This is a genomic window from Nostocoides vanveenii, assembly GCF_039531165.1.
Lineage (GTDB): Bacteria > Actinomycetota > Actinomycetes > Actinomycetales > Dermatophilaceae > Nostocoides_A > Nostocoides_A vanveenii.
The window spans coordinates 274,079-292,323 of sequence record NZ_BAAAPN010000057.1; the positions used below are offsets into that span (position 1 = coordinate 274,079).

Genomic DNA, 18,245 nt, shown 5'->3' on the forward strand with positions numbered 1-18,245 from the left:
CCGTGCACAACTTCGCGCCTGACAGGGCGCGCCGCCCCCTAAGAAAATCGTGGGCCAGGCACCGTCGCCATTCTGGGCTCGGGCTGCCAGTGTCCCTCTTGCATTCAGCCCGGGAGTCGAAGAATGGCCGTTGTCCCCAGCACAAACGAGTTCCGTGTCCGCAAGGACACCACCCCTCTCTATGCCCACATCCTCAAGTGGGGCCTGCTCGCCCTCGCGACCCTCGCGGCCTTGTATGTCGTGCAGAAGTTGATCGCTCAAGGCTCCTGGTTCGGGGTGGTCATCACCGCCTTCATCCTCACGTGCATCCTCGCGGTCTATGCGACACGCCGGGCCGTGCCAATGAAGTACCTCTTACCGGGCCTGGTCCTGCTGGTCACCCTGCAGATCTGGCCGATCGTCTACACCGTCGCCACCGCCTTCACCAACTACGGCCAGGGCCACGTGCTGTCCAAGGACGAGGCGACGACGCAATCCATCGCGCAGTCCGTCCAGCAGGTCGCCGGCAGCCCGCGCTACAAGCTGTCGATCGCTGTCCCCGAAGGGGCGGATCCGATGACCGGCGACCTCAACTTCCTGTTGATCGACCCGGACGGCAAGTACCTCGTCGGCAACAAGGACGGTGTCAAGGACCTGGCCACCGACGGGGTCGCCATCGGTGACAAGCCCCCGATGACCGGCCTGATCGCGACGGCCCCCGGCTACACGATCCTGACCCCCAAGCAGGTCAACGATCGCAACAAGACCAACGCTGACGAGGTGACCAACTTCGCGGTGCCTGTCTCCAAGGAGGCCGGGATCAAGGCGCTGGGCACCAAGCAGGCCTTCCAGGGCGAGCCCACCCTCGTCTACGACGCCAAGGCCGACACGCTAACCGACGCGAAGGCCGGCAAGGTCTACGTCCCCAAGAACGCCTACTGGACGGCTGAGGACGGCTCGGGCACATTGCCCACCGGGTGGAAGCAGAATGTCGGGTTCAAGAACTTCAAGGACCTGCTGACCAACGAGACCATCCGCGCGGGGTTCTTCAAGATCTTCATCTGGAATGTCGCCTTCGCGGCGATCTCGGTGCTGTCAACCTTCTTCCTCGGCATGCTCCTGGCCTTGCTCTTCAATGACGACAAGCTCAAGGGCAAGGGCTTCTACCGCTCGCTGTTGATCCTCCCGTATGCCATCCCCGGCTTCGTCACCTCACTGGTCTGGGCGTCGATGTTCAACCAGGACTTCGGCCTGATCAACAGCCTGACGCACCTTCACATCGACTGGCTCGGCAACGCCTGGTGGGCCAAGGTCGCGATTTTGCTGACCAACTTGTGGCTGGGCTTCCCCTATATGTTCCTCGTCTGCACCGGCGCGCTGCAGTCGATCCCGGGTGATGTCCGCGAGGCCGCGAAGATCGACGGTGCCAGCCCCTTCCGGACGCTTCGCTCGATCATCATGCCGCTGCTGCTGGTCGCCGTCGGCCCGCTGCTGATCGCGTCCTTCGCCTTCAACTTCAACAACTTCACGTTGATCTATCTGCTGACCAAGGGTGGGCCTTTCGAGGCCGCGGACACCAGCATCGGCTCGACAGACCTGCTGATCACGTACGCCTTCCGGTTGGCGTTCTCCGGCGCCAGCCCCAACATCGGCCTGGCCTCCGCCGTCTGTATCTTCATCTTCTTCATCGTGGCGGCGATGAGCTACAGCGGCTTCGCCCGCACCAAGTCCCTGGAAGAGGTGAACTGATTTGTCGAGCATCGACGCAACGACCGTCGCCGTTCCCGAGGCGCACGCCACGACCAGCCGCGCGCCCCGTAAGAGCGGTTCGGGCGGCTGGTGGCGCCACCTCATCGGCGTCCTGGCGCTGATCTGGGCGCTCTTCCCGATCGTCTTCCTGATCTCCTCCGCGCTTAATCCGTCGGGGTCGTTGGACACCAGTTCGCTGATCCCCAAGTCCATCTCCGGCGCCAACTTTGACACCCTGTTCAGCGACGCCTCCCGGCCGTATGCCAGCTGGTACAAGAACTCGATGATCATCAGCACCGTCGGTGCGCTCGGATCGGTCTTCATCGGCGCGTGTGCGGCCTACGCCTTCTCCCGGCTGCGGTTCACCGGCCGGAGGCCTGGCCTGTTGGGTCTGCTGCTGTTGCAGATGTTCCCGGCGATGCTGACCTTCCCCGCGCTCTACCTGACCTTCGCCAAGCTCGGTGACGTCATCCCGGCCCTGGGACTGAACTCGATCTGGGCATTGACCCTGTGTTACCTCGGCGGCGCGATGGGCGCCAATGTGTGGCTGCTCAAGGGCTACTTCGACACCGTGCCCAAGGAACTGGACGAGGCGGCCAAGGTCGACGGGGCCAGCCACGCGCGGATCTTCTTCACGATGACCCTGCGCCTGGTCATGCCGATTCTGGTCACCGTCTTCATGCTCAGCTTCGTCGGCCTCTTCAGCGAGTTCCTCCTGGCGAGCATCTTCTTGCAGGATGTCGACAGCCAGACCCTCGGCGTCGGCCTCTACAGCATGACGATCGGCAACGAAAAGAACCGGCTCTTCGGTCAGTTCGCGGCTGGCGCCGTGCTCGCGTCGCTGCCCGTGGTGCTTCTCTACCTCGGCTTCCAGAAGTACCTCGTCGGCGGGATGACGCAGGGTTCGGTGAAGTGACCGCCCCCGGTCACCTGCTCGACACTCCGCATCACGACGGCTCCGAACGCTATGTCTCCCAGGCGCATCCGCGCCTGGGAGACACGGTGCACCTCCTCGTTCGGGTCCCCCATGCTGCGGATGTCAGCAGCATCCATCTGCGCAGCACCCCCGACGCGGAACCGAAGTTCACACCGGCCACGCTGACCCGCACGACCGCGGCGGACTCGTGGTGGAGCGTTCCGCTCGTCATGCACAACCCGGTGATGAACTATCGGTTCCTGCTGCAGGGCGGCCCGCTGGGCTACCAATGGCTCAACGGGACCGGGCTGCACGACCGGGACATCCCGGATGCCTCGGACTTCCGCATTACGACCTTTGAGGCGGCACCCGCCTGGAGCGCGAATGCCGTTGTCTACCAGATCTTCCCGGACCGCTTTGCGCGATCCGCGCAGGCCGGCGACCGCGATATTCCCGACTGGGCGATCCCCGTGCCGTGGGACGAGCCGGTGGCCGGTCGTGGGCCGCAGACCGCCAAGCAACTCTACGGCGGCGATCTGGACGGGATCATCGACCACCTCGATCACATCGTCGATCTCGGCGCCGATGTCGTCTATCTGACGCCGTTCTTTCCCGGGCGCTCCAACCACCGGTATGACGCCTCAACCTTCGATGAGGTCGATCCCGTTCTCGGTGGCGACGCGGCCCTCGATCGGCTCGCCGACGCTGTCCACGAGCGCGGGTTGAAGGTGCTCGGCGACTTCACGACCAATCACACCGGGGTCGGTCACGACTGGTTCCGCGCGGCCCAATCCGAGCCCGACGCCCCCGAACGGGCCTACTACTTCTTCGATGGCGACACCTACGCCTCCTGGCTCGGCGTGCCCTCGCTGCCGAAGCTCAACTACGACTCCGAGGAGCTTCAGGAACAGATCTTCGAGGACCCGAAGGGCGTTGTCCGGCACTGGATCTCCGGCCCCCATGCCCTGGACGGGTGGCGGGTCGACGTGGCGAATATGACTGGCCGGCACCGCGCGCAGGACCACAATGCGGATGTCGCGCGCCGGATGCGTGCCGCGATGGCCGAGACCAATCCCGATGCTCTCCTCGTGGGCGAGCACTGCCACGACTTCTCGCTCGACGCGATGGGCGACGGCTGGCACGGCGTGATGAACTACGCCGGTTTCACCCGGCCACTGTGGACCTGGCTGCGCCACCCCGGTCACGCACCCGACTTCCTCGGCCTGCCGGTCATCGTGCCCCGCCTCGGCGGACGCGCGGTCATGGAGACCATCCGCGAGTTCGGCTCGCTGGTGCCGTGGGAGACGCTGACGCACTGCTTCACCCTCGTCGGCTCCCACGACACCACGCGCGTGCGCAGCCTGGTCGGCGACCACGTCGAGCAGGTCGACGTGGCGGCCGGGATGCTGCTGACCATGCCCGGAATCCCGATGATCACCTATGGCGACGAGATCGGCATGCTCGGCGACTTCGGCGAGGACGGGCGGCGACCGATGCCCTGGACGCAGCCCGACCTCTGGGACGAGCGCCTGCACGGCGTCTATCGCGAATTGATCGCGCTGCGGCATACGTCCAAGGCGTTGCACGCCGGCGGGCTGCGCTGGGTGTATGCCGCCGACGACGTCCTCGTCTACCTGCGCGAGCACCCCGCCCAGACGGCGCTCGTGACGCTTGCCCGGTTGGCGCACGAGCCCATCCGCCTGCCGCGCGCGGCCTTCGATGGCATCGAAAAGGGTTCTGCGGCATACGGAAATGGGATTTCCTTGGAGGGTGACGCGGTCGTTCTCACCGCGCCCGGCCCGCAGGTAGGAGTGTGGACATGGCAGCCCGTCTCGTGAGAATCCGCCTCGCCGAGGTTGCCGCGCAGGCCGAGGTGAGCGAGGCGACGGTCAGCCGCGTCCTCAACGACAAGCCTGGGGTGTCCGAGGCGACCCGGGCAGCCGTGCTCACGGCGATCGACGTCCTCGGCTACGAGGTCCCGGCCAAGCTGCGCCCCCGCAGTGGCGCGCTGATCGGCCTGATCACCCCTGAGTTGACCAACCCGATCTTCCCGGCCTTCGCGCAGACCATCGAATCGGGGTTGGCCGCAAGAGGTTTCACGCCCGTGCTTTGCACGCAGACGCCGGTCGGGGTGCACGAGGATGTCTATGTCCAGATGCTCCTCGACCGGGGGGTCGCCGGCATCATCTGCATCTCGGGCCAGCACGCCGACCTCGGCGAAAGCGTCGATCGCTATGTCAACCTCGGCCGCCAAGGCGTGCCGCTCGTCCTGGTCAATGGGTATCGCGAAGGCGTCGAGGCGACCTTCGTCTCCTGCGATGATGCCGCCGCGATGGAGTTGGCCCTGACGCATCTGATCGAGTTGGGGCACAAGCGCATCGGGCTTGCCGTCGGACCCCGCCAATATGTCCCGGTGCAGTTGAAGGTGGAGGCCTTCAAGCGTTCCCACCGCACGGCCGGCCTGCCCGACCCGGACAACCTGATCGTCCATGCCCTCTTCACGGTCGAGGGCGGCGCCCAGGCGACCTCCACTTTGGTTGCCCGCGGGGCTACGGCGATCGTCTACGCCTCGGACATGATGGCGCTGGGCGGCGTCCGGCACGCGCATCGTCTGGGCCTGAAGATCCCGCGGGATCTGTCGATCACCGGCTACGACGACTCACCGCTGATGGCCTTCACCGATCCGCCGATGACCACGATCCGCCAGCCCGTCCTGGAGATGTCCGAGGCGATCGTCCTGGCGCTGCTCGCCGCCATCCGCGGCGGCAATACCGAAGGCCGGGAGTTGGTCTTCCAGCCGGAGCTCGTGCTCCGAGGTTCGACCGGCCGGGTGCCCTTGACCGGCTCGACCCTGGCGCCCGCTCGGCTGGCCTAATCCCAACCCACGACGTTCTCCGCTCCTGCGTCGCTCCGATACGTCGCGGGGACCCCGATCCACAACCCCACGACGTTCTCCGCTCCTGCGTCGCTCCGATACGTCGCGGGGACCCCGATCCAAACCCACGACGTTCTACGCTCCTGCGTCGCGCAGCTGGCGCGCGAGCCGCAGGGCCGTTAGCGCGGCCGCCACGTCGGGCGGCCCGGCGACGCGCTGCGCGGCGTGCGTCGCTCCTAGGCCCACCTTGATCCCGAGGTCGGCCGGGGTCAGCCGGATGAAGACGTTCTCGTCGGTGACGTCATCCCCGAAATAAACGACCGCATCGACGTCGAGTGCGCGCGCGAGGGCGGCCAGGGCGCTGCCTTTGTCGACCACCAGCGGGGTGACCTCGACGACATCCTTCCCACGCAGCACGGTCAGTTCCGGGTGCTCGGCCAGCACCTCGGCGGCGCGTCGGCCCGCCTCGGCGGCGTCGGGTGGCGTTGCCGTGCGCGTATGCAGCACGGTCGCCGTGGGCTTCAACTCCAGTCGCGCCCCGGGCACGCCCCCGAGGGCCGCGTGCAGCGCGACGGTCACAGCATCCAGGCTGGCCTGCTCGGTTTCCGAGAGCGTTATCCCGATATCGGCGCGCGTGCTCTGCGCGCCATGGCCGCCGATCAGGGTCAGCGGGGAGTCGGCGCCCTGACCGGTCAGCTGCGCCAAGGTGGCGAGGTCGCGGCCGGAGACAAGAGCGGCATACGTGCTGGGAAGCGCGGCGAGCGCGCAGAGATCGTCGAGCGTCCCCGGCAACGCCCGGGAGGTCATCGGGTCATCGACGAGGGGGGCGAGCACGCCGTCGAAGTCGCTGGCCACCAGCAGCGCGGGGGAGCGGGCGACGAGCTCGAGGGCAGCACGCAGGCCCGGCTCGGACGTCATGACGTCGTACTCCCCCCGGATCGCGACCCGTCGGCTGGTCCCGAATCCCGTGCTAGGAGATCGAGGAACCGGCCTGCCCACGCATTGACATCGTGATCGGCTACCCGCTTGCGCATCGCCCGCATCCGGCGGCGACGCACCTGCCGCGAATCGCTGATGGCCGCCACGATGACATCCTTCAACCCGTCGATGTCGTGGGGGTTGGTGACATAGGCGGTGCGGAGTTCGTGCCACGCCCCGGTGAACTCCGAGAGGACCAGCGCCCCGCCGTCGTCGACGCGTGCGGTGACATATTCCTTGGCGACGAGGTTCATCCCGTCGCGCAGCGGCGTGACGAGCATGACGTCGGCGGCCAGATAGAGCGCCGCCATCTCGGCCCGGCCGTAGGACTGGTGGAGGTATTGGACGACGACCGACCCGATGGAGGCGAACTCGCCATTGATGCGGCCGACGGTCCGCTCGATCTCGGTACGCAACTGACGGTAGGCCTCGACCCGCCCACGGCTTGGTGTCGCCACCTGGACGAAAACGGTCCCCGGGTTGGCCAGCCGCCCCTCCCGCAGCAGCTCCTCCACCGCCTTGAGGCGATGACGAATGCCCTTGGTGTAATCGAGCCGGTCGACCCCGAGCAGGAGAGTCTCCGGATTGCCGAGCGAATCGCGGATCTCGCGTGCCCGGGCCTGGACGGCCGGAGTGCGTGCCAGATCGGCCAGCGAAGCGACATCGATGGAGATCGGCACGGCCGCCGCCCGCACCAGGCGCTCGCTATCGCCGATGCCCACCGTGACCTGGCCGCTACGGGTGGGCAGGTCCAGCAGCCGGCGGCAAGCCCGCACGAAGTTGTCCGCATCGGCCTTTCGCTGGAAGCCGAGGAAGTCGGCGCCCAACAGGCCCTGAAGGATCGGCCGTCGCCACGGCAGTTGGGCGAAGAGTTCGACCGGGGGGAAGGGGATGTGGTCGAACCAGCCGATCCGCACATCGGGGCGCAGGTCACGGACATACGCCGGGGCCAGCTGGAGCTGGTAGTCGTGGATCCACACGGTCGCTCCCGGGGCGGCGAGCTCGGCGATCACCTCGGCGAAGCGCCGATTGACCCGCTCGTATGCGGCCCACCACGTGCGGTGGAAGTGCGCCGGCACGATCACGTCGTGATAGATCGGCCAGAGGGTGTCATTGCTGAAGCCCTCGTAGTAGTGCTGGATCTCCTGCGCCGACAAGGCGACCGGATGCAGTCTGATGCCGGAGTCGTCGAAGGGCTCCGGGGCGTCGCCGGCCTCGCCGGACCAGCCGATCCAGACCCCGTCGCGGCCTTGCATCACCGACTCCATGGCCGTGACCAGCCCGCCCGGGCTCCGTTGCCAGGAGGTGCTCCCATCGGGTGCCTCGACCCGGTCGACGGGAAGGCGATTGGCTGCGACCACCAGGTCGAAGCGGTGGGTGGAGCCGGGGCGATCGGCGGTCTGGTCGGGGGTCATCGAGCCACCTTCGTCAAAGTCGGGGTCCGCTTCCACTCTATGGGTGTCTCGCACAGTGGGATTACGTCGGTGCGGCCCGATTGAGCGGCCGGTACGCCTAGCGTGGGGAGGGGCGGACGACTACGTTGTGAGCCTATGAAGATCAGTGAGGTGGTCCGCCACAAGGACGTCGGCGGAACGGTGGTCACCATCGGACCGGACGCGACGGTGGGCGAACTCCTCGCCCTCCTCGCGGAGCACCGCATCGGCGCTGTGGTGGTCAGCGGTGACGGGAGTTCCGTCGACGGGATCGTCAGCGAGCGCGATGTCGTGCGCCACCTCCATACGAGCGGGCCGGCGATCATCGAGGGCCCGGTCTCGGGCATCATGACCGCCGAGGTGCGCACCTGTGCGCCCGACTCCGAGCTTGACGAGCTCGAGTCGACGATGACCGAGCATCGCATCCGTCACGTCCCGGTGGTCGTGGACGGTCATCTGCAGGCGATCGTCAGCATCGGCGATGTCGTCAAGAACCGCATCCAGTCCCTGCAGGCCGAGCGCGACCAGCTCGAGGCCTACATCCAGCAGTAGTCCACCCGATCCGTGCCGCGAGTCGGCTCGGCTCCCGGGGTCATCGCTTACGGTTAAGGCATGCAGACCGAGGTGCTGGGGCAGGGGCCCGAACCCGACCTGCCGGAGTTCACCAGCATCGGCGGCTATCGCCTCGTGCAGCAGCTCGGCGAGGGCGGTATGGGTGTGGTTCACCTCGCGCTCGACCGATCGGGTAAGGCCGTCGCGATCAAGGTCCTCCGCCCGCACGTGGCCGCCGATCCGGCCGCTCGCGGGCGCTTGGCCCGCGAGGTCGAGACGCTCAGCCGGGTTCGGCACCCCAATGTCGCGCCGATCATCGACCAGGACGTCGAGGGCCCACTGCCCTATATCGTCACTCGCTATATCGCCGGGCCGCCGTTGGATCGGGTGATCGAGGAGCACGGCCCCATGCGCGGGCCGGCGTTGCTGCAACTCGGGCGCGGTCTGGCCGCGGCCCTGCACGGCATCCACGAGGCCGGTGTCATCCACCGCGACGTCAAGCCCGGCAATGTGTTGATGCTCGACGGCGAGCCGATCCTGATCGACTTCGGGATCGCCCACGCCGCCGATGACGTCCGCCTGACCCGGACCGGCCTGGTGATGGGCACGCCCGGGTATCTCTCACCCGAGATCGTCGAGGGCGCCGAAGTCACGGAGTCCACCGACTGGTGGGGCTGGGCGGTGACCTTGGGCTTCGCCGCCTCGGGTCGCCCGCCTTTCGGTAAGGGAACCATGGAGTCGGTCTTGTCCCGCGTGGTGCGCGGCGACGCGGACCTCAGCGGGGTCGATCCCGCTCTCGTGCCGCTGCTCGACGCCGCGCTCTCGCCCTATCCGCAAGACCGCCCGACCGACGCCGAGGTCATCCGCGCCCTCGAGACCTATGCCGCCGGCGGCGCCGTCACCGATGTGCTGCGCACGGCGCCTCGTCGCTCGGTTCCCGAGACCGATGTGCTAGCAGCGCCAGCGACCGCGGTGCTCCCACCTGTGGCCCCGGCTCCCGGGACTTCCGGACCTGGGCGACCCGTAGTCGCACCGGCGCCCGGCCGGTCCGGGGTCGCCCCGGCACCCCCGTATGCCGATCCCGCAGCCCCGTCCGGCCGCACCTCGGGACGGGCGACCGGCGAGCCGCGCTCGCCGCAGTACGTCATGCCGCTGCCGGCTTCGCCGGCTCGCCCGGCGGTTGCACCGCCCCCGTCGTGGACGCAAGAGCCGGAATGGAGCCACGACCCGTCGTGGTCGCAGGAGCCGGGTGACGACGACGGCGACTGGTCCTATCGGGGCGCGGCCGGAGCGGCCACCCCGCCCCCACCACGGGCACCGATGGCCACCGACCCGCGGATCGGGCGCGCGGCCCGGCGCGGCGTGCTGATCGCCGTCGCCTCCGCGCTGGTGGCGACGGCCACGGCCTATCCCGCCTTCGCGGTCATCGCGGGCCTGCTGTGGTCGGTCGTTGCGCGCACCGCCGATCGCAGCGTGACCTCGCTCGTGCTGCGCCGCTACACCAAGGGGTCCCGCTCGAGCGATCTGGCCATGGCTGTGCTGGCGAGCCCGATGCACCTGGTAACGGGCGTGATCGCGGCGCTCGCCGGGGCACTCATACCGGCATCGGTCGGGCTGGCCGGCATCTTCGCCACGCTGCTGGGCGTCAACCTCTCCAGTGCCGCCCTTCCCGTGCGCATCACCCACGCCATCGCGCTCGGCGTCGGTATGGCGCTGGCGATCATGATGGCCTGGTGGGGGCCGGGCGGCTCGGGGCTGCGGCGCGGCTCGCGCAGCCTGGCGCGCGGGCTCGCTCCCAATCAGGTCGGTGCCCAGGTGGTCGCGGGGCTCGCGATCGCGGCGACCGCCTTCCTGGTGACCTGGATGGTGCTGCAGCCCGGCCTGCCGGTGTGGTGGCCCTTCGGGGGCGCGCCCAGCATCTTCACCTCGCTGACGCAAGCGCCCTGACCCCGGCCTGCCGTTCGTCGTTCCCGGTGACGGAACCCGATCCGGTCGGTCCGGCTGGTGAGGGTAACCTAAGAACGATCCGTTTCCCCCTGGAGGTCGTGGTGTCGGTGCTCTCGCAGCGGCTGGGTTCGCGCCCGGTTCTCTATGCGGCGCACCCCGGACGGACCCTCGCGACCGTCGCTGTCGCCGAAGCGGGCGTGCGGGTCGCCGGGCTCGGCGCGGCCATTGCCCCCGAGGTGGGCCGCCGGCTGGTCGACCTGGGCCTGGTGCCGGGCGCGTCGATCGAGGTGCTGCGCAAGGCGCCCCTCGGCGGCCCGGTCATCGTTCGGGTCGCCAACTACGAGGTCGCGTTGCGGCTTGGCGAGGCACGACAGATCATCGTGGATTCGGTGAACTGACCGGGGATGTCCGGACACCACGACCACGCAGGCGGCGCGCCGGCCCTGACGGGCCTGCGACTGGCACTGATCGGCAGCCCGAACGCCGGCAAAACCACGCTCTTCAACGCCTTGACGGGGATGCGCGGCAAGACCGGCAACTATCCCGGTGTCACGGTCGCCCGCTATGAAGGCCGTGCCCGGATCGACGATCTCGATGTCGTCATCGAAGATCTGCCGGGCACCTACAGCCTCGACCCGATCAGCCTCGACGAGCAGGTCGTCATCGACACGCTGGACATCGCGACCGACCCGGCGTCGACGCCGGACGGGCTGCTGGTGCTGCTCGATGCGACCACGTTGCGACGCTCGCTCGGCCTGCTCGCGCAGGCCCTGCTCAGCGACCTGCCCGTATGCGTGGTCCTCACCTTCGCCGACGAACTCACCGCTCGCGGGGGTCACCTGGACCAGGAGGCGCTCGCCCGGGCGCTCGGCCTACAGGTCGTCGTCGTCACCGCCGGCGATCCCGCCGGTGTCTCGCAGCTGCAAGCCCTGGCCCACCACATCCGCCACTGGCCCCGCCCCGCCCTCGCCCCGCCCACCGACCCGGCCGAAGCGGCGGCGTGGGCGGGCTCGGTGCTGGGTGCCGCGGCATACGTGCCGGCGGGAGCGGACGATCGGACGCGCCGGCTGGACGCGGTCCTGCTCCACCCCGTCGCGGGGGGCGCAATCTTCCTCGCGGTGATGTTCGCCTTCTTCCAGGTGATCTTCACGCTCGCGGCGCCGCTACAGGGGCTGATCGAGCGCGGCTTCGGCTGGTTGGGCGATCTGGCGGCGCACCACCTGCCGGGCGGTTGGCTGGGCGACTTCGTCGGGACCGCGCTCATCGGTGGTGTCGGCGGCGTGATCGTCTTCTTGCCGCAGATCGCCCTGTTGTTCTTGATGATCTCGCTGCTCGAGGGCGTCGGCTATATGTCGCGGGCGGCGTTCATCATGGACCGCTTCATGTCGCGTTTTGGGCTCGAGGGGCGGGCATTCGTCTCGCTGCTTTCGTCGGTGGCGTGTGCCATCCCCGGGATCATGGCGACGCGCACGCTGCCGTCGGCGCGTGACCGGCTGGCGACGATGATGGCCGCGCCGCTGATGACCTGCTCTGCTCGGTTGCCGGTCTTCGTGCTGCTGGTCTCGATGTTCGTGCCCGCGTCGGCGCGGGTCGGGCCCTTCGGCGCGCAGGGGAGCGTGCTCTTTGGGCTCTACCTGCTCGGTGCGGTCTCAGCGCTCCTGACGGCCGCGCTCTTTAAGAAGGTGGGCAGGCGGACCGGTCAGGCCCTGCCCTTCTATATGGAGCTGCCGCCCTATCGGGTGCCGCGGCTGCGGGGTGTGGTCTTCGCGGTCTGGGACGCCTGCAAATCCTTCCTGCGCAAGGTCACCCACATCATCCTGGCCGCCACAATCGTGCTCTTCCTGTTGCTCAACCTGCCGGTCCGCGGGAGCGCCGAACTCCAGCAGGCGGGCGTGGACCCCGGCGACGATCGCGCGGTCGCGGCCTATGCCATCGACCACAGCCTGGCTGCGGACGTGGGCCGGGCCGTGAGCCCGGTCTTCGCGCCGCTCGGCTTCGACTGGCGGATCAATGTCGGCGTGCTCTCCTCGCTCGCCGCGCGCGAGGTATTCGTGGCCACGATGGGTCAGGTGGGCGCCGCGACCAACCCGGAATCGCCGCGCACCGAGTTGTCGCGCATGCGGGTGGAGGAGGGGTCGCGGGCCGGTCAGTTGCTCTTCACCCGCGAAACAATTGCGGCCCTGCTGATCTTCTTTGTCTATGCGCTGCAGTGCATTTCGACGATCGGTGTGCTTCGTCGCGAGTCAGGAAGCTGGCGCTGGCCGCTGATCGGCTTCGGCTATATGTTCACGCTGGCGTGGCTGATGGCTTTCCTGGCGCGCACCGTCGTGGGGGCGCTGGGGTGATGGGTTGCCGGGCTTGCCGGGGGGTCGAGCGATGATCCCGTTGCACCCCGAGGCCGTGCCGGAGGACGAGGCAAGCCTGCGCTGGCGGGTGGTCACCGATCGGATGCCGGCCGAGGGACGGCTCGTCTCGGCCCCCGGGGACTTGGGTGATCTCCTCGCTGCAGGGGCGCTCGCCAAGGTGGTCGTGGAGCCGGATTCGGTGGTGGTGACACTGCCGGCCGGGGCGTCGTGGCAGGCGAGCGGGCCGCGGGTGCGGACGGCACTGCATACGGCCCTGGAGGCGCCCCTGGAGTGGGTCACCGATCCCGCGGCCGGACGGCCAGGGGGCGCGACCGCGGGTGGGGCCACGGTCGCCGAGGTCGAGGCGTTGTTGGCCGGGCCGGCGGGCCTGACGATCCGGGCGCACGGCGGCGAGGTCCGCGTCCTGGCGGTGCGCGACGGCATCGCCGACCTCGAGCTCGCTGGCGCCTGCGCAGGGTGTCCCGCGGCCGGGCTCACCATCGCGACGACCCTTTCGGGGGTGCTTCGCGCGGAGCTGGGTCTGACCGATGTGCGCGTGACCGAGGCGCCCCGCCGCCCCTTCGTGGCCCTGGCCGCCCTCCTGCGGCGCCCGCAACCCTGACCCCCACCCCGGCCCAGCCCCGTCGAGTGGCCGGTTCAGCCCGGTCGAGAGGCCGGTTCAGCCCCGTCGAGAGGCCGACCAGGCGGCCTCTCGACGGGGCTGAACCGGCCCTTCGACGTCAGAAGGCGGCCTCCGGGACCTCCATCAGGGCGTTGTCGGTCGACTCGGCGATGGCGCGCTCGGCGGCCAGCTTCGGCAGCACATTGCGGGTGTAGAACTGGGCCGCGGCGACCTTGCCGGTGTAGAAGTCCTTGTCCGGTCCAGTTGCACCGGCGTCGAGGGCGTCCTGGGCGACTGCGGCCTGGCGCAGGAGCAGCCAGCCGACGATCAGGTCACCGGCGGCGAGCAGCAGGCGTGAGGTGTTCTGGCCCACCTTGTAGAGGTTGGCCGGGTCCCCGCCCATCCGCGGGTCCGACGCCATCAGCGGGGTCACCATGGCACCGAGGATGCCTTGAACGTCCTCGACGGCCTTGCCGAGCATCTCGCGGTCGCGGTCGAGGACCCCCTGCTGCTGCCCGGTGTCCTTGGCGAACTCAGTGATCTGCATCGAGAGCGCGGTCAGCGCCTGGGCCTTGTCGCGGATGATCTTGCGGAAGAAGAAGTCCAGGCCCTGGATCGCGGTTGTGCCCTCGTAGAGAGTGTCGATCTTGGCGTCGCGGACATACTGCTCGATCGGGTAGTCCTGCAGGTAGCCCGATCCGCCGAGCGTCTGCAGCGATTCGGTGCCGAGGAGGACCCAGGCCCGCTCGGACCCGAGGCCCTTGACCAGCGGCAGCAGCAGGTCGTTCGTCCGCGCGGCGAGGTCGGCGGCACTGCCCTTGGCGACGGCCTCATTGCCGCTCTCCAGGTAGTGCTGGTCGGCGACGTCCTGCTGGGTGGCGGTGAACAGGACGAGCGCGCGCAACCCCTCGGCATACGCCTTCTGCAGCATCAGGGAGCGTCGCACGTCGGGGTGGTGGGTGATGGTCACCCGCGGTGCTGACTTGTCGGCGGCGCGGGTGAGGTCGGAGCCCTGGACGCGCTGCTTGGCGTAGTCGAGCGCATTGAGGTAGCCGGCAGACAAGGTGGCGATGGCCTTGGTGCCCACCAGCATGCGCGCGTTCTCAATGACGTGGAACATCTGCGCGATGCCGTCGTGCACGTCGCCGAAGAGCGTCCCGGTAGCCGGTATGCCGTCGCCGAAGGTCAACTCGCACGTGGTGGAGACCTTCAGGCCCATCTTCTTCTCGACATTGGTGACCATGACGCCGTTGCGGGCGCCGAGTTCACCGGTCTCGAGGTCGACGTGGAACTTGCTGAGAATGAAGAGGGAGAGGCCCTTGGTGCCCTCGGCCGCACCCTCAGGCCGGGCCAGGACGAAATGGACGACGTTGTCGGTCATGTCGGCTTCGGCGCTGGTGATGAAGCGCTTGACGCCGGTGATGCTCCACGTGCCGTCATCGAGTTGGACGGCCTTGGTGCGGCCGGCGCCGACGTCGGAGCCCGCGTCCGGCTCGGTCAGCACCATCGTGCAGAGCCAGCCCTTCTCCACGATCCACTTGGCCAGCTTCTTCTGCTCCGGCGTGCCCAGGGTGTAGAGCAACTCGGCGAAGCTGTAGGTGGCGCCGAACATGGCGATGGCTGGGTTGGCGCCGAGGATCATCTCATTGATGGCCCACTTCAGCGACGGCGGGCAGGGGGTGCCGCCGAGTTCGTGCTGGAGTTGGACGTTCCAGAAGCCGGAGTCCTGAAAAGCCTTGTAGGACTTCTTGAAACTCGCCGGCATGGTGATCTCTTGGGTGACCGGGTCGTACTTCGGCGGGTTGCGGTCCCCGTCGACGAAGCTCTCGGCCAGGTCGCCCTCGGCCAGCTCCTTGACGTGCTTGAGCATCTCGCGGGCCGTGGCCTCGTCGAAGTCGTCGTAGGGGGCGCTGCCCAAGAGGGCCTGGCGGTCGAAGACCTCGAAGAGGTTGAACTCGATGTCTCGCAGGTTGGCTTTGTAGTGGCCCATGACGCGCCCCTTTGCTCCGATGGGTATGGCTGACTAAGCGCTTGCTTAGCGCGTTGAGTCTAGTGTTACCCGGGTTGGCCTGGGGCGCAAGGGTTTGGGCGTCGATGAGGCGGATCCGTGACCGGACTCACGTGGTTCGCGGCTGCGGCGCGTCGACCCGTCAGTCCGCGTAGGGCAACAGGGCCGACGTCACTGACACAACGCCGGGGCCGTACTTCTTGTCCATCCCAGCCTGCAACAGGCCGTCGAGGTCGTCGATCACCTGTAGTTCGACCACGCTGAGCTGGGTGTCCACCCCGCTCCCGAGCAATCCAGGGATCGTGTTTGTCGACAACTCCTCCTGAATGGCCAGCAACTCCGCCTCGGTATGCCCGCCCTGGGAGACGCAGAGCATCCCGCCCCAGGTCGCGCGCATCGTCCTCTCCGCCGCCGCCGCATCCTCGATCACCTTGACGTTGAGGATCAGCTTCGCCGGATCGTTCATCTTCTCCGGCTCCTTCGCGGGATCAGCCGGGTTGATGGACTGGTCGAGCCATGCGCCGGCATACGTCGAGAGCGCGGCCGCGGCCGCAAGGGTCGCATCTTCGGCCTCCTGGGTGGTCTTGGCCGGGTCGAGCACCTTCCAGCCGCCTGCGGGGGCGGGACAGGGGGTGGTCGGGCCCTGCCCGGTGAGCGGGTCACGAGGCCGTGGGCCGGTGTAGTCCTCGATGGTGGTGACCGGCTTGGTGAGGTGGAAGGTTGAGGCGGCCGCGTCATACGTCCCGATGACGGCGTACTGGCCCCACCGCACGCCGTTCGCGGAATCGTGCTTGGGGGCCTTGGCCCAGTCCCAGTTGTCGATGACCGGGCCGCCGCACTGGGGTGGGAGGGAGGTGAGCACGCCGCCCAGGCAGAGTTGAGGGCCCTTTCCGGGGGCATCGAGCACCGTGGCGAGGGCGGCACGCAGGGGTGGGAGCGGGTTGGTGGTGGCGCTCGTGCTGGGCGAACCGGTGCCGCCCGTCGGGTTGGCGTTGCCCGTGGTCGTGCTCGCGGTCGAGCCGGCCCCGGACCCGGCGGATTCGGTGCCGCACGCGCTGAGCGCGAGGGTGGCGACCAGGGCGACGGGAAGCAGGAGGCGCGTCATACGCCCTTCGACGCTCGCGCGGTGGGGGTGGTTCCCGGCGGCTGCGGGTCTGGCCGCCGGCGGTTTCGGCTGCGGTTCTCGACCCCGGGCGGCCCGCCGTTCGCACTTAGCGCACGGTAGGTGACGTCGAGCAGGGTAGACCCTGCTGGAGGTGACCTAACCGCTGCTAGCAGATATTAGGAACGGGGGCGGCATACGATCCCGGGGTGGAGGACGGGGCCGAGTCGAGCGCGCCGCGGCTGGACCCGGCCGACTTGGCGACGACCTTGCGGGTGCTGGCTTCGCTCCACGAGCTGGCGCCGGACGATCCGGACATCCAGACGATCAAGCGGGCGACCGGGGTCATGGCCAGCCGGATCCGCAAGACGCGCCGGCGCGAAGCGCGCTCTGCCGCAAGGCGACCCGATCTCGACCACGATGCCGCCGTGCTCGCCTCGACGGCGACCGGCTCGCCGTTGCGGATCGACGACGAGACCCGCGGCATACCGCTCGCCGCATCGACGGACGACGCGAGGTATGCCGGCGAACTTCGCATCCCGCGGGGCTGCTACGTCTGCCACGAGAAATACGCCCTCGTCGACGCCTTCTATCACTGGCTCTGCCCGCGCTGCGCGGCCTTCAGCCATGGCAAGCGCCATCAGCGCATCGATCTACTAGGCCGTCGCGCGCTGCTGACCGGCGGGCGGGCCAAGATCGGGATGCACATCGCGCTGCGGTTGCTGCGCGACGGCGCCGACCTGACGATCACCACGCGCTTTCCCCGGGATGCGGCGCGGCGCTTCGCCGAACTCGCCGACTCGCCCGAGTGGCTCGACCGGCTGACCGTGGTAGGCATCGACCTGCGCGATGCCACCTCGGTGCTCGCGCTGGCCGACGAGGTTGCGGGCGGCGGACCGCTGGACATCCTGATCAACAACGCCTGCCAGACCGTGCGCCGCTCGCCAGGCGCCTATGCCCACCTCGTCGCGGGGGAGTGCGAGCCACTTCCGGCCGGTATGCCGTTGCCCCGCCTGGTCACCTTCGACCGGGTCAGCGACGCCCACCCGGCGGCCCTGGTCGGGGTGCTAGCCGAGCACGCCCCCGGACCTGCAGTGGTCGACAGTGCGGGGGCCTCGCTGACGGCAGCTGCGATGACTTCGCTTGCGCTGCAGGGGGGTTCGGCGAGCCTGGCCGCGCACGTGGCCGGGACGGCGATCGATGCCGGCGGGCTGCTGCCCGATGACATGAGCGTCAACTCCTGGACGCAGAAGGTCGAGGACGTCGACCCGTTGGAGTTGCTGGAAGTGCAGCTGTGCAACTCGGTGGCGCCCTTTCTCCTCGTCTCGAAGCTGCGGCCCGCCATGCGGGCGGCGGTCGCGCGGGGTGCCCGGCGGGCATACGTGGTCAATGTGTCGGCGATGGAGGGGCAGTTCGGGCGGCGCTACAAGGGGCCGGGGCATCCGCATACGAATATGGCCAAGGCCGCGCTCAATATGCTCACGCGCACCTCGGCGGGCGAGATGTTCGAGACCGACCGCATCCTGATGACTGCGGTCGACACCGGCTGGATCACCGACGAGCGGCCGCAACCGGACAAGCTGCGGATCGCCGCCCAGGGCTGGCATGCCCCGCTGGATTTGGTCGACGGCGCCGCGCGCGTCTATGACCCGATCGTGCGCGGCGAGGCCGGCGAGGACCTGTATGGCTGCTTCCTCAAGGACTACGCCCCCCACCCCTGGTGAGCGACTCCCCTGCAG

Annotated in this window: 14 protein-coding genes; 10 read left to right on the forward strand and 4 right to left on the reverse strand. The window is 68.7% G+C overall.

Annotation, left to right across the window (positions count from 1 at the left end):
• The first annotated feature begins 123 nt into the window (after positions 1-123).
• The 4 genes from ABD209_RS14265 to ABD209_RS14280 are packed head-to-tail and all read left to right on the forward strand — an operon-like array spanning position 124 to position 5,519.
• A complete protein-coding gene (locus ABD209_RS14265; RefSeq protein WP_344067469.1) occupies positions 124-1,728 on the forward strand; it encodes an ABC transporter permease subunit in 1,605 nt (534 codons plus the stop codon).
• Position 1,729: 1 nt separating this feature from the next.
• On the forward strand, positions 1,730-2,644 hold the full coding sequence (locus tag ABD209_RS14270) for a sugar ABC transporter permease (RefSeq protein WP_425564680.1): 915 nt from the start codon (positions 1,730-1,732) through the stop codon (positions 2,642-2,644).
• Positions 2,641-4,482 carry a glycoside hydrolase family 13 protein gene (locus ABD209_RS14275; protein ID WP_344067470.1) on the forward strand — a complete coding sequence of 614 codons (1,842 nt, stop codon included), beginning with the start codon at positions 2,641-2,643 and terminating at the stop codon, positions 4,480-4,482. Before ABD209_RS14270 ends, ABD209_RS14275 begins: the two co-directional genes overlap by 4 nt.
• Complete coding sequence (locus tag ABD209_RS14280; RefSeq protein ID WP_344067471.1) at positions 4,464-5,519, forward strand: LacI family DNA-binding transcriptional regulator; 1,056 nt, start codon at positions 4,464-4,466, stop codon at positions 5,517-5,519. Before ABD209_RS14275 ends, ABD209_RS14280 begins: the two co-directional genes overlap by 19 nt.
• A 135-nt stretch (positions 5,520-5,654) precedes the next feature.
• Here the strand turns inward: ABD209_RS14280 and otsB are convergent, their stop codons facing one another.
• Both otsB and ABD209_RS14290 read right to left on the reverse strand, forming a co-directional pair.
• Complete coding sequence (gene otsB / locus ABD209_RS14285) at positions 5,655-6,437, reverse strand: trehalose-phosphatase (protein WP_344067472.1); 783 nt, start codon at positions 6,435-6,437, stop codon at positions 5,655-5,657.
• Positions 6,434-7,912 (reverse strand): alpha,alpha-trehalose-phosphate synthase (UDP-forming), encoded by a 1,479-nt coding sequence (locus ABD209_RS14290; RefSeq protein WP_344067473.1) that lies wholly within the window; start codon positions 7,910-7,912, stop codon positions 6,434-6,436. The genes otsB and ABD209_RS14290 overlap by 4 nt, the downstream gene beginning before the upstream one ends.
• Before the next feature lie 135 nt (positions 7,913-8,047).
• On the opposite strand from ABD209_RS14290, the gene ABD209_RS14295 reads away from it, so the two are divergent.
• From ABD209_RS14295 to ABD209_RS14315, 5 genes are read left to right on the forward strand one after another with little or no spacing between them, the layout of a single operon-like run.
• Entirely contained in the window at positions 8,048-8,482 is a 435-nt protein-coding gene (locus ABD209_RS14295; RefSeq protein WP_324388312.1) for a CBS domain-containing protein, read from the forward strand.
• 60 nt (positions 8,483-8,542) lie between these two features.
• The gene (locus ABD209_RS14300) at positions 8,543-10,429 is read left to right on the forward strand and encodes a serine/threonine-protein kinase (protein ID WP_344067474.1); all 1,887 of its coding nucleotides are present in this window, start codon (positions 8,543-8,545) and stop codon (positions 10,427-10,429) included.
• A 26-nt stretch (positions 10,430-10,455) separates the two neighbouring features.
• Complete coding sequence (locus ABD209_RS14305; RefSeq protein ID WP_344067475.1) at positions 10,456-10,827, forward strand: FeoA family protein; 372 nt, start codon at positions 10,456-10,458, stop codon at positions 10,825-10,827.
• 6 nt (positions 10,828-10,833) lie between these two features.
• Positions 10,834-12,774, forward strand: a complete 1,941-nt coding sequence (gene feoB, locus ABD209_RS14310) for a ferrous iron transporter B (RefSeq protein ID WP_344067476.1) — start codon at positions 10,834-10,836, stop codon at positions 12,772-12,774.
• Positions 12,775-12,805: 31 nt separating this feature from the next.
• Complete coding sequence (locus tag ABD209_RS14315; RefSeq protein WP_344067477.1) at positions 12,806-13,396, forward strand: NifU family protein; 591 nt, start codon at positions 12,806-12,808, stop codon at positions 13,394-13,396.
• Positions 13,397-13,514: 118 nt separating this feature from the next.
• Here ABD209_RS14315 and ABD209_RS14320 read toward each other — a convergent pair whose 3' ends face one another.
• Together ABD209_RS14320 and ABD209_RS14325 are read right to left on the reverse strand one after the other, a co-directional pair.
• Positions 13,515-15,386, reverse strand: coding sequence for an acyl-CoA dehydrogenase (locus ABD209_RS14320; protein WP_324387543.1), 1,872 nt, complete (start codon positions 15,384-15,386; stop codon positions 13,515-13,517).
• 160 nt (positions 15,387-15,546) lie between these two features.
• Positions 15,547-16,509 (reverse strand): hypothetical protein, encoded by a 963-nt coding sequence (locus tag ABD209_RS14325; protein ID WP_344067478.1) that lies wholly within the window; start codon positions 16,507-16,509, stop codon positions 15,547-15,549.
• A 206-nt stretch (positions 16,510-16,715) separates the two neighbouring features.
• Here ABD209_RS14325 and ABD209_RS14330 point away from each other — a divergent pair, with 206 nt between their 5' ends.
• Positions 16,716-18,230 (forward strand): SDR family NAD(P)-dependent oxidoreductase, encoded by a 1,515-nt coding sequence (locus tag ABD209_RS14330; protein ID WP_344067479.1) that lies wholly within the window; start codon positions 16,716-16,718, stop codon positions 18,228-18,230.
• Positions 18,231-18,245: the final 15 nt, after the last annotated feature.